This is a genomic window from Vibrio sp. CB1-14, assembly GCF_040412085.2.
GTDB lineage: Bacteria > Pseudomonadota > Gammaproteobacteria > Enterobacterales > Vibrionaceae > Vibrio > Vibrio chaetopteri.
The window spans coordinates 972797-988387 of the sequence record NZ_CP115921.1; the positions used below are offsets into that span (position 1 = coordinate 972797).

The following is a 15591-nucleotide window of genomic DNA, read 5'->3' on the forward strand; positions in this document are numbered from 1 at the left end:
TGACTAATAGGCTTTAATTCCAAAGGGTTTGAGTTTTTTTGGCAAAATGCTGTCCAGTTGCTCAATCTCTTCCGGAAAGACTTCAATCAGTGGTAAATCATGCTGCTGATATAAAGTGCGAGTTACCTCTACCATTTTACTCTCAATTGGCCCTGAATCTGAGCCCCAATATTGAAGATACACTTTACCTGTGGGTAGATAGAAATCGCTGACCACGTCTTGCTCAATGGGCAATTGCCTCTGGTAAGCGTGAACGACCCCTGCCATGTACAACCAGTTATCGATCAGTAACTCGCCTTTAGACTGGACATAGTGGCCATCGAGCGTGCGATGCTTTGCTGTAAACTTTTGGCGGAAGCTTGAAAACGACTTTTCGGTTGAATGGGCTTCTGCATCTGCGCCTTTAAACTCTAAAACACTCTGCTTAAGTCTGTGGTTTCTCAGCACACTTGGGTGCCAGACTACAAACTTATTATGGTTGGCTTTATCGGTGCGAGCTTGGGCGCCAGCACGTACACCTTGTAGCGTGGCTATCCATTCAGTGTCTTGACGTTGCAACCAGCCAAGCTCACTGAGTAGAAGATTGATTTTCTTGGCCGCTAGACCTAGACGTTCACCAAGTTGTGTTGCGGTTAGGTGCTTGTCGCTGCGGAGTGTGTCATCTAACACTAAGTTGGTTGGCCAGACAATAAAGCGACCATATTTTTCGCTCTCAACGTAATCCCCACCAAATCGAGCGCCGACATCGGTGAGTATCCACTGTTCGTCGTGCCAGGTAATGTAGCCAAGCTGCTTTAACTCGTTAAACAGAGATTTTGGCTCGATTTGACGCTGTTTCGCCAGCGCTGATGTTGAAAGTTTGTTGTGGCTGGTCACCTTATTTATCTCTCCTAATTCGATGAAGTATCCATAATGGCAAGCAGGTCTGTAGCTGCTTGTTTGGGGCTTTCCGCATGACAAATGGCCGAAACCAATGCAACACCATGTGCACCAGTCGCTGCGACGTCTTTGAGGTTGGTGTCGTTGATGCCCCCGATCGCGACGACAGGAAGTGTCGTTTTACTTAGCGTATTGCGCAGTCCTTCCAAGCCCCAGTGGGTCTTTGTATTGGTTTTGGTCGGGGTGGCGAAAATCGCACTTAGGCCGATATAATCGATGGGAAGTGATTGAGCCTCTGCTAGTTGAGCTTCGCTTTCAATCGACAAGCCTAAAATACCTTGTGAACCAATCAGTTTTCGAGCGAGATGTGCAGGCATATCTGTTTGCCCAAGGTGCACACCATCGGCATCAACAGCAAGAGCAACATCAACACGGTCGTTGATGATAAGAGGGACGCCAGTACCATTTAGTACTTCTTTGACGGCTTTCGCCTTCTCAATGAAAGCACGCACATCATGATGTTTTTCACGAAGCTGAACCATGGTAACCCCGCCCGCGATGGCCTCGCGGACAACGCTAACTAATGTGGGCAAGTCTTGGTTTTCGTCGGTGACTAGATATAAGCGGTACGGATTATTTGCCATGGAATGTTTAGCACTCGCGAAATTTAAGGCGAGACTCGATGTCATCCGCACTTAGCTGATACAAGCTATCGAGTAGATTGACTTGCAACGAGCCAGGACCTTGAGAGTTCTCGGCAGCTATTTCACCGGCAATCGCGAAGATCGCTGCAGCAGCGACACCACTGGTTTCACCAACGGCAGCAAACGCGCCAGTTACAGCTGATAGTGAGCAGCCCATACCAGTCACATATGGCATCATCTCATGACCATTGCTTAGTGCAATGGTGCGCTCTTTGGTCACGATGTAGTCCGTTTTTCCAGACACAACGACGCTGCATGCGTAGCTTTCTACCAATGAGCGAGCGGCTGATAGAGCGGCTTCACTGGCATCGAGGGCGTCCACGCCTTTATTTTGCGACTTCTCACCCGCCATTGCGATGATTTCAGAAGCATTGCCGCGAATAATCAAGTTGTCGGCAAGTTCCGCTAATTGACGAGCCGTAGAGGTACGCAGTTTCGTTGCGCCGCAGCCCACAGGGTCAAGAATCACAGGTTTGTTGTTTTCATTAGCCTGCTCAACAGCGAAGAACATACCCGGGCGCCATACACTGTCTAGCGTACCAATGTTAATGACTAGAGCTCCAGCGAACGACATCATCTCAGTCATTTCTTGTTTTGAGTGAGACATGATTGGTGAGGCACCAACGGCCAATAATGCGTTGGCGGTGTTGTTCATGACCACGAAGTTGGTGATATTCACTACCAGCGGTTTTTGTTCGCGGACTTTGTTTAGGGCACTGACGATTTGTTGTTTATTCATTCTATTCTCCAAAGGCTCATTCGAGCTTTTTCATATATACCCAAGTAACCTCAAGATGATGGTTCAGCGAGATTTGCTTGGTTTGGAGTCGCGGCGGCGGTTTGAAAGCATGGTGGTTCTATGCTGAAAACCGCCAACAATGAATCCGAACCAAGCAAACACGCCCGAAGGGAGCGTTAGACAAAGCTTATCTCCGCGTCAAATATCTTCGAAATGGATCGCCATTATTTCAGATATTTTCCTTGATATAAGCTTTGTCTAACGCTCTGAATCCGTCATCTTGAGGTCACTTGGGTATATTCATTGTACTGGGATATAAAAATAGTGCTAGCCGTGGTTAGGCTAGCACTGGTCTATGATGGTTTTATATAAGAGTCTGAGCAGAGACTAGATCAGTCCATACAAAGAAAGGACCAGAATGCCTAGGGTGCAAGTGATGGTAGAAAGTACGGTAGTCAGTGCGATGATGTTAGCAGCAAGGATCGAGTTGCCGCCCATTGAGCGTGCCATCACATAGCTAGCAGCAGCAACAGGCGAGGCATTCATAAAGAACAGAATCCCTAGCTCGAGACCACGAAATCCGGCTAAATAGGCGGCGAGCGTAACGGCAAGCGGTGCCAATACCAACTTGTAGCCACTGGCGATCCAAGTTGGGGCTTGCTCTTTCTTCATTGAGCTAAGATCAAGTGAGCCGCCTGTGCACAGCAACGCAAGTGGCAACGTCATGGTGGCAAAGTAGTTTCCCGCGTCCACTACGATAGTTGGGACTGGAATCGATAGCAGATACACCAGCAAACCCAGCAAGATGGCAATAATGAGTGGGTTTTTAGTGAGTGTGGTGAGCATGATTTTGCCTGCAGATGTTCCTGAATCAGCCCCTTTCGGAGTTAAGCAAATCACCGCCTGCACATTATAGATAAAGGTAGTAATCGCAACGTACAATGCGGCTAGAGCAATGCCGCGCTCACCATAAGCATTGGCGACATAGGCGATACCAATGATACCAGTATTAGCTCTGAACGACCCTTGTATAATCACGCCTCTATCAGCCGACTTCTTGAACAATGTGCCCACGGAGAAGTAGCTAAATAGGAAGAAAGTGACGCTAGCGATAACGCCAAAGGTAAGAAATTGCTTAGCTGAGGCGAAATCGTGTTCTGACGTCACTATGCTCAGAAACAGCATAGTTGGTAGCGTAACTTTAAAGACGAGTTTAGAAGCAACTTCAATGAAATTATCGTTGATAAGTCCGATGCGTTTGAAGACAACACCAAGAATAATGAGTAAGCAAATAGGACCGGTGATTGAAATCGAAAACAGCAACTGTTCTATCAATAGATCCATGATTTACTTCCATATTGTTAGGGGATGATGTCCAAGTGATTATTTCATAGCTTGTCATACAAATAAATGTAGATTGAAAAATAGTACGACCGTGCTAAATTGAAACTATGCAGAAGAATTGATGATGGTGATTATGAGTAAAGGTCGGCTAACAAAAGATCATATTTTGATGAAGGCATTCGAGATTGCGAGCAGAGATGGACTGGAAAGTCTAACGATCGGTGAGCTGGCCAAGCAATGCAACATGTCGAAGAGTGGTCTGTTTGCTCACTTTAACTCTAAGGTCAACCTGCAAGTTGCCGTAGTTCAACATGCGGATGCCACGTTTCAAACTAGAGTGATTTCTCCTGCTCGTGAATTCGAGCATGAGATGGTAACGAAAAAGCTTAAGCATCTTATCGACAATTGGATGAGCTGGAACCATTCATTTCAAGGGAGTTGCATGTTTATTGATGCGTGGCGAGACAGTCAGCAGGACGAACTACAGCAAGCGCTCAGAAAAGCAATCCATCGCTGGATCCACTATTTGACAATCCAAATACAAAAAGGGGTCGACAGTGGTGAATTTAAGCCGACACTCGATCCGCAACAAGCCGCGTTTGAGCTCTATGGGCACTACCTAAGTGCACATGTATTCTACTCGCTGGTGGGTGAGCAGGAGAGCAGTCAGCGATTTTGGAACAGTGTTGACACCTCTATAAAGTCTTGGTCGATTCCTGAATAACGATTTACATCTGAACAACTATTTAAATGGAGCGGTAATTTAGATTGAGAGACCGAGTAAAACGCTAACTTAAAAAAGCACGGTCGTTCTAAATAGATGCTCAACAACAAAACTATCCGAGGATGACGAGGATAAAAAGGACAGTCAGTCATGAGTGATAAAATCTACTTCAATACATCAAAAAAATTCAGCTTCAAGAAGAAAATGGTCAACTTGACCACTCGAGCTCACCATAAACTCGCACCTAATCATGCTAAAAGTACTGCTAAGAAATTGCTTCTGACGCCAGTGCGTTCAACGCCAAAGAATGCTCAGCCGGAAGGCTTAAGCATTTCGGACGTGACGACCTCTGAAGGTGTGCTGAAGACGTATAGTTTGGGAACTGGACCCGTTTGGTTACTCACACACGGTTGGTCTGGTACTGCGAGCCAATTCTTTCCACTTATGGAGCATATTGCGAGTAAAGGCTATACCGCTCTTGCGTATGACCATCCAGCTCACGGACAAAGCGAAGGCGCTTACGGGCACATCCCCGCCTTTGTAGGTGGTTTGGAAGGCTTGCTCGATAGTGAAAAGGAAGTGGCGGGTTTAGTCGGGCATAGTATGGGTACGGCAGCGGCGATTGAATGTAAGCATGCCAAGCTCCAAGATAAGCCCTTGCTACTTATCGCACCTGTGCTTGATTATCTCGATAACCTGTTTGGCAGCGTGGCGCGTTCCGGGTATTCAATGCGACTTTTTGAGGCGGTTGTTGATGATATTCAATCGCAATATCACTACCCGATCACCTCGATTGACCCATACAACAAGCTAGGTCGCCGCAGCACACCAACAATCATCGTACATGATGAAAAAGACCGATTTACTAATTACTCAGTGTCTCAAAAAGCGGCTGAAGAAATGTCGTTGGTCACCCTGATCACAACGCAGGGTCAGGGACATGGTCGAGTTATGCATAGTGATGAGGCGAAAGCCGCATTTGACAGGCTAACGTCATAATCCTCAGCGATTTGATCAAGGTTACGCTTATGTATCCACAATGTTGATGTGGTTAACGAATTGATAGGTTTGTATTATGTAAATGGTTTGGTATGTGGGATCATGGCCTGGTTCCACTTACATCTTTGCTGAGTGTTGGGTTTTCATCTCAAAACACAATTACAACATCGAGTTAAAACTCACGGTAGTTTCCCTACTTTCAGTAGCTTAGTCATCATTAGTTTAGTGATCGATAGCTTAGTGATGTTTGTGGTTTCTAGGGCGTTCACCTTGAGATAGCCCCTCAAGGGAGCATCCGCCTATTGACTAAAGGAAGCCATAATAATGAATAGAAATGATAGTGTCCCCTTACCCTCCAATACTCGAGAGTGGTTTTTTAACCGCAATAGTTTAATCATTCTTGCTGATATTGTTCTGTTTTACGTCCTCTACTCGACCCTACCTTTTGAACCCAATGTCGTACTTGGTATCAGCATATTGACGTTTATCGCTGTGCTTTGGCTTACAGAAGCCTTACACGTGACGGTCACGGCAGTTCTGGTGCCTGTGATCGCGGTATTGTTCAATGTTTTTGATACTCAGACGGCGCTGAATAATTTTGCTAACTCGATAATTTTCTTGTTCCTTGGTGGGTTTGCTTTAGCTGCCGCTATGCATAGACAAGGGTTAGACAAGGTGGTCGCCGACAAAGTGCTGGTCTTGGCAAAAGGACGTATGAGTGTCGCCGTGTTTATGCTTTTCGGCGTGACTGCATTGCTGTCGATGTGGATCAGTAATACCGCAACCGCAGCTATGATGTTACCTCTCGTGCTTGGTGTACTCAGTAAAGTGAATGAAGAAAGTGGTCACAACACTTATGTGTTTGTGTTACTTGGTATTGCCTACAGCGCCAGTATAGGTGGTATCGCGACTATGGTCGGTAGCCCTCCCAACGCGATTGCCGCGGCTGAGATTGGAATGACATTCACGGATTGGATGGCATTTGGTTTACCGACTGCGTTTATCCTGTTGCCGATAGCGTTGGCTGTGCTGTTTTTTGTGCTTAAGCCAAAACTCGATGGAGAATTTGAGATTAGCCATGAGCCTGTAAATTGGGACAAAGGTAAAATCGTTACTTTACTGATTTTCGCTTTAACCGTGTTTTTCTGGATCTTTAGTAAGCCAATCAACGCTATGTTAGGTGGCTATGCTAAGTTCGATACTATTGTGGCATTGGGTGCGATTGTCGCCGTTAACTTTGCCCGTGTAGTTCACTGGAAGGACATTGAGAAAACCGCTGACTGGGGTGTGCTATTGCTGTTTGGTGGCGGTATCTGTTTAAGTAATGTGTTGAAAGCGACAGGGACTAGCGTGTTCTTGGCGAATGAGCTTAGCGAACTGATTTCTCAGTTTAGTATGCTGTTCATTATCTTGGTGATTGCTGCTTTCGTGGTATTCCTAACAGAGTTTGCGAGTAATACAGCCAGTGCTGCGCTGCTTATTCCTGTCTTCGCCAGTGTTGCCGAAGCCTTTGGTATGTCGCCAGTGATCTTGTCGGTGCTGATCGCTGTTGCCGCGTCATGTGCGTTTATGTTGCCTGTTGCTACACCACCAAACGCAATAGTGTTCGCTTCAGGTTATATTAAGCAGCAAGAGATGATGCGAATAGGTATCTTGCTCAACATTGCTTGTATTGGTGCCTTGACCCTAATTGCAGTGACGTTCTGGGCATAGTTAACGTTAGTTGAAGACTTACAATGAAAACGCCCCTATTCCGATGGAGTAGGGGCGTTGTTGTTAGTTTGAATCACTAAATTTTTGTGATTAGGCAATTGAGCTTATCAAAGATGATCTCTGCACCCAATTTGGAGAGATGGATCCCGTCGTTTTGATACAAGTCGCTGTACCCATATTTCTGGGCGTGTGCTTCAAACGCTTGGTAGGCGTCGACGATTTCAATGCCCGTCTCCCCATGACCGTACATCATTTTAAGCTTTTTGCTGTGCACGCTACTCAATGTCTCTACTGACTGTCTTAAACGTTCGACGGTGCTTGGCTCGTTGCCAAACATCGGAAGCGCGCCAACAGGGTCAATGGCACTGGTCACAACAAGGATCGGCTTAATACCGTGGTGCTGAGCCTGAGCAATCATGCTATTTAGGTTACTGGCTACAACGCCAATGTCGATGCCCCAGTTGAGATCGTTCAATCCGCCAAATAACACAACAACGTCAGGTTTTGCTTCTAGTACCTGTGATTTGAATCGAGACAGCATTCCCGTTGTCGTGTCGCCAGGTACACCACAGTTGGTAAATGAAACGTTGGGGTACTCGCTAATCAATTGACATGACCAGTTTTCACCTTTAGCAAGACCCCAGCCAGCCGTGAGGCTATCACCGAGCAATACGATGTTTTTCATAGTTGTTCTCTTAAGATCGAAAAAGCCGCTCTATAGGAGCGGCTTGGTAGTTTTTGAGCGATCAGTTCTTGCTAACGTATTCTTTAAAGCGCGCTTTGGTTTCTGCGTCCGCTTTGTTGTACCAGAATATCAGCATTTCTTCCGCTGTGTTGTCACCAGCGGCTGGAGCGGTTGCCGGCAGCGTAGTTGGCTGTGCCGCGGTAGTAGCCGCCGCTGTTGTGGCTGCTGCGGTTGTTGTCACGACAGCTGCTGTTGTAGCCACAGTAAGTGCTGCTACACCGCCTTTGCGGTTGTAGTCATCAGCTTCACGGTTATAGTCGCGACCGATTTGCATACCATCTTTGATAAGTTTGTCTTCAACCACAGGGACAACTTGGTCGTTCTTATCAGTCAGCGACCACTCTAAGTTATCAATGTTTTTCTGCGCTTGGCGAGCGTCTCGATACGTTGGGACATTCAGGGTCAATTCAGCATCTGTTGCTTCAAAGCGGGCGATGATGGCTTTGCTAGAAATCACTTTTCTTTCATCGCGATTCACATCGAAGAAAGGTTCATATTTAAACACGATTTGATTGACGCCATCTGGTAGCGTGGCTGTTTCACCGGATGAGAAAAAACCGCTTGAGTCTGTGGTTGGGTCGCCTGCATTGACAGAAAGAAGATCAACATTGTCAGGTATTTTGATGGTCACGTCAGCCATCGCAAGGCTACTACAACCGACGAGTAGCGCAGCAGCAATCAGATTGGATGCTTTCATTATTATTTCCCTAGCAGAATATGTGAATCATGGTGTGTTCAAGTGAACTAAAGATGTTTACGTTGAGGTTAGCTCAGTTTTCGGTTTCTAGCTTGCCTAGGTTAGCGACACTTTGCAATCTTGTGATGCACGGGTTGGTTGAATTTCTTTAAAAACTGACATTGGCGTGGATTACTCGGTGCTTTATTGTGTTTTTAGTTTATAAAAATTGCTAATTCGCTGTTTATGTTGTGAATATAAAGCAATTTAACTAAGTTAAGGCAACCAATATCCTCTCAAATGCAACAGGTGACTTAGTTGTGAGGCGATGAAAATTGCTAACGAAACCGGACAATACCACGTAAATTTAAATCGCTTGGCTGCTAATGGTTTCTATATGCAAATCGAATAGATTGGCTTGGCGATGAAAATTGAATCTAGTAGCATCGCCCCCCAAGCGAGAATCGTTTAACGAGCACTGAATGGCCCAAGACAGCAGATGGGTTAAATGAATGGAATCTCAGTGCGATTGTAGTCAATCCTATTGTACTTAAAGAGATTTCATTTGAAGATGTCAAAACGTCCTTTGTCCTTGATCTTGGCCGCGCTGTGTTCGGCGTCTCCTGCCATGGCACAAGACTCAACAGCCACTGAAAAGCAGAAGCCTCAGGCGGAAACAACCCTAGTCAAGCCTGAAGAATCTACCAAGGCTGAAGAGGAATCAGAAGCGCTCCCAGATAGAAAGTTTGCGGCTTTCCCTGTTCCAATTACCGATGATGCGCTGGGCGTAGGCCTAGGTGTAAACGCGATGTACATTCACGATCGTGAAGAAGGTGCAACCAATCCATCGACCAGTATGTTCTATGGTCAATATACAGATTCAGACAGCGGTATGGCCATCATTGGCCACGAGCACGTGTTCGCCCATGATGCTTGGCGTGCAGGATTCTATGCTGGACACTTCAGTCTAAACCTTAAGTACACAGGTCGTATCGGTGCTCAGCTTCCGAAAGCCGCCCAATACGCGTCTTATTCCAACTTTGTCTACGGTGAAGTTCGTAAGCAAATTGTCGATGATCTGTATTTTGGTGTTCAAGGGCTGTGGAGCGGCGGCAATGCTGAGCTCAATGAAAAAACCGATCCAGCGATAAAGAAAGCGTTTGAACAAGAAATGAGTGGCAGTAACCACGCTATTGGCTTTCTTATGACCTATGACTCAAGAGATAACATGATGGGGGCGACAAAAGGTCTCAATGTTGATCTGAGCACACTTCATTACTCCAAAGATAAACGAACAGGAAAGCCATTTCATCGTTTAGATGCTGAGGTTAGTCAGTATTTTCCAATTGGTGATGATGTCTTAGCATATCGAGTGATTGGTAAGGAAATGCTGGGTGACGCACCGGAGTATGAGTTTGTGACGCCTGATTTACGCGGTGCGGACTGGAACAAGTATCGAGGCAGCTCAGTGTATCAAGCTGAAGTGGAATATCGCCACAAGTTTTCTACTTTGTGGAGCGGCGTCGCCTTTGCTGGAGCCGCTGTGGTACGCAATGAAGACCGCCAATTTGCAAACTCAGTCAAGTCAGAAGTGATCCCGTCAGCAGGTATTGGTGTCAGGTATTTACTTAATGCCAAAGAGCGATTTACTGTAGGTGTCGATGCTGCGGTATCGAAAATGGGTAACACTAGCTTCTATATTCGATTTGGAGAAGCGTTCTAACTGCGTACTAATCGCCATCCTGATACTTGCAAATAATCATTGTGAATGAGTGGGTTGTGAGCATTTGTGGTGCTTATATTTAGGTGCAATTTATGTGCTATTGTTTTACGATGGTACGCCTGTTAATTAATTAATCAAAGGGTTGAGTATGCTGAATATTGAACAGCTAGTGGCATTCGTCGCTGCGGCAGAGCAAGGTTCATTTTCTGCGGCCGCGAGGCATCTTGGTAAGAGTCAAAGCTCTGTAAGTATCGGAGTGAATAACCTTGAGCTCGATTTAGGCATTACGCTTTTCGATAGAAGCACAAAATATCCTAAGCTTACCCCGCAAGGTGAGCGCATGCTGGCACAAGCGAAAGTGTTGTTGCGCCAAGCTGAGCGGATCCGTAATTACTCCAAAGCCAGTGTGGACAGCGTCGAAGATACGCTGAAAATTGCCATTGACCCTCTGTTGCCATTCTCGTTGCTGGATTCGGCGATTGAGAAAATGTCGCAGCGTTTTCCATTTACTCAAGTGGATGTATCACGTTTGAGTGCCCACCATCTGACGAGTGCCATTATTAATGATGATGTGGAACTTGGCTTCAACTTGGCGGCGGATGCGGTACCTGAAGGCGTTGACTTTATCTCTATTGCCAACATTGAGTGGGTGTGTATTTGCAGCCCAGATTCCATCTTTGCTGATATGCAGCAAGTCAGCAATGAAACCTTGATTGGTGAAAGACAGATCGTTTGTCGCAGCATGATGCTGAACAAAGTACTCAAGGCTCAAGGCGCATTCTCACAAGATATCTGGCAAGCCGATGATCAAGAAGATGTGATTAAGCTGGTGGAGCAGGGAATTGGTTGGGCAATCGTACCGAGAGACTACATCGTCGAAAAGCAAGCCATGGGCACCTTGATTGACTTTAGACCTGAGTTCCAGCGTTATGAAATGCTCAACTCTGCAGATGTCCTTTGGAAGTCCAATACACGCCTAGGTCCTGCGGCTAAATATCTTTGTGAAATGCTGGGCGTCTTTTAAGCAGAAAGCGCAAATAATCAGTTTAAGCCAGTGACACATCAGCATTAGAAACCTCGCGTTCAACAGCGAGGTTTTTTTGTGTTTGGTCGACTTAGGCTCTAAGTTCGCTTGGAGACAGATACACTAAGTTTCGCCCTTGAAGTTTTGCTTGCTGAAGGTTTTTCAGACCAAGGCTGAGTGTGCCGTCAGCCGATCCCTCTATTGGTGTCGCCCCTATGGAGACGGTACTGACAATGTCAGCTTGGCCAATAACATCCTGATCAATGGCTAATGGGCTTTTTTCGACAAGCTGTCTTAACCATTCGAGTTGCTTTTGCGCATCGATAGAGTTATTGGCGCTAAACAGCAAACCAAAATGACCATTGTTGGTGCGTGCCAGGCAGCGCGATTGAGGTTTCGGAAAACTTCTTTTTATAACGTTAGCAACTTGCTTGATCGCTTTATCACCAATATCGCTACCATAACGGTCATTGATCGTAGTTAAGCCACACACATCGACCACTGCATAAAATAGTGATTCACTATCACTCGCTTTCGTCAGTTCTTGGCGCAAATGATGCTCGTTTTCTAGACCAGTGAGAGGATCGTTCATTGCCACTTGTTTGCTTAACAATAGGTTCGCCAACGCCACTTCAGAAAAGTCACGTATTGCGCGCATGAGTCCTTCGAAGGCGTAGAAAACACTGTTGACATAAATAACCCCTATCAAGCTATCGTGGTGATAGAGGGGAAGGGCGTAGTGTCGTCCGTTTATCTGCAGTTGCTTTGCAAGGGGATCGTACTCGTTGCTGTAAAGGTAGTTAATGCCACGGGATTTAAAATACGCTGGCAACTTGTCGAGTTGGTAGCTGGCTTTGGTATTGCCGTGATAATCGATAGTATTGAACTGGTTTGCCTTTTCATCATATAGGCAAAACTGAACCCCACCGTGGTAGGTAAAGCGATCAAAGATATGTTTCAAGTCTTGCTTAAAGGCTGCCATGTTTGTCGCTAAAGTCAGTTGAGACAGCCCTTGGTTCAACTGAAAGGTGATGTAGTTGACCGATATAATTAAAAACAGCAGCGCGAATACGACGATGGCCGTTAAAGAAATCTGGTAAGACGTAAACAGGATATCAGTTTGACTGGTACCGGACACGACGACCCAGCCAATTGGGTTTCGAGCATCGAAAATGCTTTTCTTTAGTTCGCCATTGTAAAAGTAGTCATAGCTGCCACGTGTTCTCCCTGCGTCAACCTGCTCCTTCAGCCCACCTTGATAGCTAATCGAAGAGGTACCAATGCGGTTTGGATTGGGATGAAATACCAATTTCCCCGTCATACTGTCAATGACAAAGACATAACCGTTATTCAGTGTTTTTAGGTTCGATAGATATTGCGTGGTGTGCTGAACATCCACTTCAAACCACACTTCGATTGGGCTGTGATACTGAACCTGCTTGATGGCAAACACCCAAATCCCATCGGATTTTTGATATAAAGTTGAGACGGCGTATTGTCTGGTAAACCCATCAAAGGTATGCCACTCAATATTGCGTTTGCTGTTTGTAGTGAGCCGGTCATCGTTAAAGTTTGCGTATTGATCTGCTCGTCGATCATAAACCGCAACGCTTTTGTACAAATAACTGTTGGCAAGTATTTGGTTGGCAAGAGGCGCAAAGTTAGTTGTACCGACTTGCTCTTGTAACAGATCTACCTTTGCAAAAGTCGCTTCGATTTGCGACCAGATTAAGGCTGTCGCCACCTTTACATTATCTTGAGATTGAGATTTCGCCAGTGACTGAGAGTGCAGATAGTGCTGATAGGAGAGGTAAATGAGCACCGCAATCAACACAAAAGTGAGCGGTTTAAACAGGCGGAGCAACAGCTTAGGTAACGACATAACATATAAAACAAATTGAACACTACGTCATTACTATCACTGATTATGGAGTGCTTTTAAAGACTTAATTGGTTTATCAATAACTCAGATCAATTCAAATAAAAAAGAGCTCAACAAGTGAGCTCTTTGTGGGTGATTAACGACCAATCTAGTGGCAATGTTGTCAGTTAAGACTGAGCGGAATAATGCAAAATGGCCATCGACATAGGCGCTTGCAAGATTTCCCCTTCAGCATGACCGACTTCAGCATCTGAGATATGGGTATCGCAGATGGTTTTCCAAACTTGATTGCGGTCATTCGGCAAAGAGAAACGAGCCGGAGCTTTGGTTTGGTTGATGAGATAGACCAGTTCGTCACCCTCTTCACCAATGCCGATGTGCAGAGCGACACTGCTTAGTCGGTTCCAATCTTCCATGCTCATTAATTTGCCGTCGACGCGACTCCAAAAAATGCGGTTGTCGTTGCGTTTTTCACCGCTAAAGGCGCGGATGAACGGTACCATATACTCTTGGCGTGCAGCCAGCATTTCCGAAAGCCACTGTTTGAAATGCTGTTTAGCTTCACTGGTTTCCCAATTGAGCCAACTTATTTCGTTGTCTTGGCAGTAGGCGTTGTTGTTGCCTTGCTGGGTATGCGATAGCACATCTGCAGTAAGGATGTGTGGGATACCAAACGAGAACAGCAAAGTAGCCATGAAATTGCGTTTTTGCTTCTCACGGGTAGCGAGGACAACAGGGTTGTCCGTTGCGCCTTCTACGCCATAGTTGTTTGAGCGATTGTCTCCGTGGCCGTCTCGGTTGTTTTCACCATTGGCTTCGTTGTGCTTATGCTTGTACGAGACAAGATCTTGCATGGTGAAGCCATCGTGATAAGTGATGTAGTTGACGGTCGACTTATACGGCCAATTGGCAGCGCTATACAAATCGCGGGAGCCCATTATACGCGTCGCAAACTCTTTCAAGTAACCTTGATCGCCACGCCAGAAGCTACGTGTGATATCACGCAAACGGTCATTACATTCATTCCAGCCAAATGGGAAGTTTCCGACTTGATACCCGTTTGGCCCGATATCCCAAGGCTCGGCAATCAATTTGGTCATCTTGAGAATAGGATCCTGAGCGACCGCGCGGAAAAAGGCCGCTTCACGATTAAAGTGATCACCGTTACGACCCAGTGTTGCCGCCAAATCGAAGCGGAATCCATCGACTTTAAACTCTTGTACCCAGTAACGCAGCGTGTCCATGACTAAGTTGAGCGCTGGCTGATAATTGAGATCGACGGTGTTGCCACAACCGGTGTAGTTCGCGAAGTACTCGCCATGGCGAAGGTAGAATTTAGAATCTAAAGCTTTTAAGTTAAAGACCGGACCTTGATCGCCACCTTCAGCAGTGTGGTTGTAGACCACATCAAGAATCACTTCGATACCTGCTCTATGCAGTTCACGAATGGTGGTTTTGAGCTCTTCCACCGCATCTTGGTGGGCATAGCGTGGATCGGGAGCCATAAACACATAAGGGTTGTAGCCCCAGTAGTTCACCTTATCCATTTGTAGAAGATGAGGCTCGTGCATACAAGCAGCAATTGGAAGTAGCTGAAGGGTATTGATGTTCTGCTCTTTGTAGAATGTGAGCATGGCATCACTGACCAATCCAAGATAGGTGCCACGCTCTGAAGTAGGCACTTGCGGGTTGAGTTTAGAAACCCCTTTTACATGAGTTTCAAATAACACCATCTCTTCACGAGGAATGTTGGGTGATCTTACTTGTTGCCAGTCAAAGGCATCATCAACGACCACGCAAGTCGGCAGTTTAAAGCTTTTTTCAGCTGAAAATGGTGGAACATAATGCAGTGCTTTGTCTAATGCTTTTGCGTAGGGATCGGCTATGTACTGACGTTCTTCGCACGATTCTATGACAAAACCATAACGTTGCCCGGCTTTTATGCCGCTAAGGTGAATATGCTTGATTCCGGCATAATTGTTAAAAAGTGGGAACAACTCTTGTTTGTCGTTGTCATCATAGAGAGCGAGATAAATAGCCTCACAATCGGGTGCATGAATAGCAAAGTTACAACCGGCTTCATCCAGTGTTGCACCCAGCGGATAAGGGCTAGATTGATGTTGCGTCATAGAGATTTTTTCTATTTGTTCGTGAATGACATTAATCTTACTTTCACTAGTTAATAGCTTTGTAAACTTTAGGTCAAGCGAAGATCACAGAAATTTAAATGTAATTTAATTTCAGTTTTCTTTCCTAAAAGTTAAAAATAGTGATGTAAAGCATATTGTGCGCGTCAAAACATTACTCCCATCTATGCTACTCCCCCCTTGAATTGTGATCTGCCCTAAAAAAACGCCATACGGTTATTTTTCTACTCCTTTCTCATCCCCCTTAACTATCTATAGGGTGGAGGACGCTTCCATTACACGACTTCGTTAA

Annotated in this window: 13 protein-coding genes; 5 read left to right on the forward strand and 8 right to left on the reverse strand. The window is 45.7% G+C overall.

The window, feature by feature from the left end; all coding sequences use genetic code 11:
- Nucleotides 1-3 precede the first annotated feature (3 nt).
- The 4 genes from PG915_RS20220 to PG915_RS20235 all read right to left on the reverse strand — a co-directional run bounded on the left by PG915_RS20220 (nt 4) and on the right by PG915_RS20235 (nt 3666).
- Entirely contained in the window at nt 4-876 is an 873-nt protein-coding gene (locus tag PG915_RS20220) for a glycerol kinase (RefSeq protein ID WP_353498801.1), read from the reverse strand.
- Between the two features lie 14 nt (nt 877-890).
- On the reverse strand, nt 891-1523 hold the full coding sequence (thiE, locus tag PG915_RS20225) for a thiamine phosphate synthase (RefSeq protein ID WP_353498802.1): 633 nt from the start codon (nt 1521-1523) through the stop codon (nt 891-893).
- A 7-nt stretch (nt 1524-1530) separates the two neighbouring features.
- Nucleotides 1531-2322, reverse strand: a complete 792-nt coding sequence (thiM, locus tag PG915_RS20230; RefSeq protein WP_353498803.1) for a hydroxyethylthiazole kinase — start codon at nt 2320-2322, stop codon at nt 1531-1533.
- A 387-nt stretch (nt 2323-2709) separates the two neighbouring features.
- Nucleotides 2710-3666 (reverse strand): AEC family transporter, encoded by a 957-nt coding sequence (locus PG915_RS20235; protein ID WP_353498804.1) that lies wholly within the window; start codon nt 3664-3666, stop codon nt 2710-2712.
- Between the two features lie 133 nt (nt 3667-3799).
- On the opposite strand from PG915_RS20235, the gene PG915_RS20240 reads away from it, so the two are divergent.
- The 3 genes from PG915_RS20240 to PG915_RS20250 all read left to right on the forward strand — a co-directional run bounded on the left by PG915_RS20240 (nt 3800) and on the right by PG915_RS20250 (nt 7102).
- Complete coding sequence (locus PG915_RS20240; protein WP_353498805.1) at nt 3800-4390, forward strand: TetR/AcrR family transcriptional regulator; 591 nt, start codon at nt 3800-3802, stop codon at nt 4388-4390.
- Between the two features lie 150 nt (nt 4391-4540).
- Nucleotides 4541-5389 carry an alpha/beta hydrolase gene (locus PG915_RS20245; protein WP_353498806.1) on the forward strand — a complete coding sequence of 283 codons (849 nt, stop codon included), beginning with the start codon at nt 4541-4543 and terminating at the stop codon, nt 5387-5389.
- A gap of 324 nt (nt 5390-5713) precedes the next feature.
- Nucleotides 5714-7102 carry an SLC13 family permease gene (locus PG915_RS20250; protein ID WP_353498807.1) on the forward strand — a complete coding sequence of 463 codons (1389 nt, stop codon included), beginning with the start codon at nt 5714-5716 and terminating at the stop codon, nt 7100-7102.
- A 76-nt stretch (nt 7103-7178) separates the two neighbouring features.
- Here the strand turns inward: PG915_RS20250 and PG915_RS20255 are convergent, their stop codons facing one another.
- Both PG915_RS20255 and PG915_RS20260 read right to left on the reverse strand, forming a co-directional pair.
- The gene (locus tag PG915_RS20255) at nt 7179-7787 is read right to left on the reverse strand and encodes a GDSL-type esterase/lipase family protein (RefSeq protein WP_353498808.1); all 609 of its coding nucleotides are present in this window, start codon (nt 7785-7787) and stop codon (nt 7179-7181) included.
- 61 nt (nt 7788-7848) lie between these two features.
- On the reverse strand, nt 7849-8544 hold the full coding sequence (locus tag PG915_RS20260; protein ID WP_353498809.1) for a DUF2057 family protein: 696 nt from the start codon (nt 8542-8544) through the stop codon (nt 7849-7851).
- 544 nt (nt 8545-9088) lie between these two features.
- On the opposite strand from PG915_RS20260, the gene PG915_RS20265 reads away from it, so the two are divergent.
- Nucleotides 9089-10246 carry a hypothetical protein gene (locus PG915_RS20265; RefSeq protein WP_353498810.1) on the forward strand — a complete coding sequence of 386 codons (1158 nt, stop codon included), beginning with the start codon at nt 9089-9091 and terminating at the stop codon, nt 10244-10246.
- A gap of 148 nt (nt 10247-10394) precedes the next feature.
- Complete coding sequence (locus tag PG915_RS20270) at nt 10395-11270, forward strand: LysR family transcriptional regulator (protein ID WP_042500572.1); 876 nt, start codon at nt 10395-10397, stop codon at nt 11268-11270.
- Between the two features lie 91 nt (nt 11271-11361).
- On the opposite strand, the gene PG915_RS20275 is transcribed toward PG915_RS20270, so the two are convergent.
- Both PG915_RS20275 and glgX read right to left on the reverse strand, forming a co-directional pair.
- Nucleotides 11362-13152, reverse strand: a complete 1791-nt coding sequence (locus tag PG915_RS20275; RefSeq protein ID WP_353498811.1) for a sensor domain-containing diguanylate cyclase — start codon at nt 13150-13152, stop codon at nt 11362-11364.
- Nucleotides 13153-13319: 167 nt separating this feature from the next.
- Nucleotides 13320-15281 carry a glycogen debranching protein GlgX gene (gene glgX / locus PG915_RS20280; RefSeq protein ID WP_353498812.1) on the reverse strand — a complete coding sequence of 654 codons (1962 nt, stop codon included), beginning with the start codon at nt 15279-15281 and terminating at the stop codon, nt 13320-13322.
- Between the last annotated feature and the right edge of the window lie 310 nt (nt 15282-15591).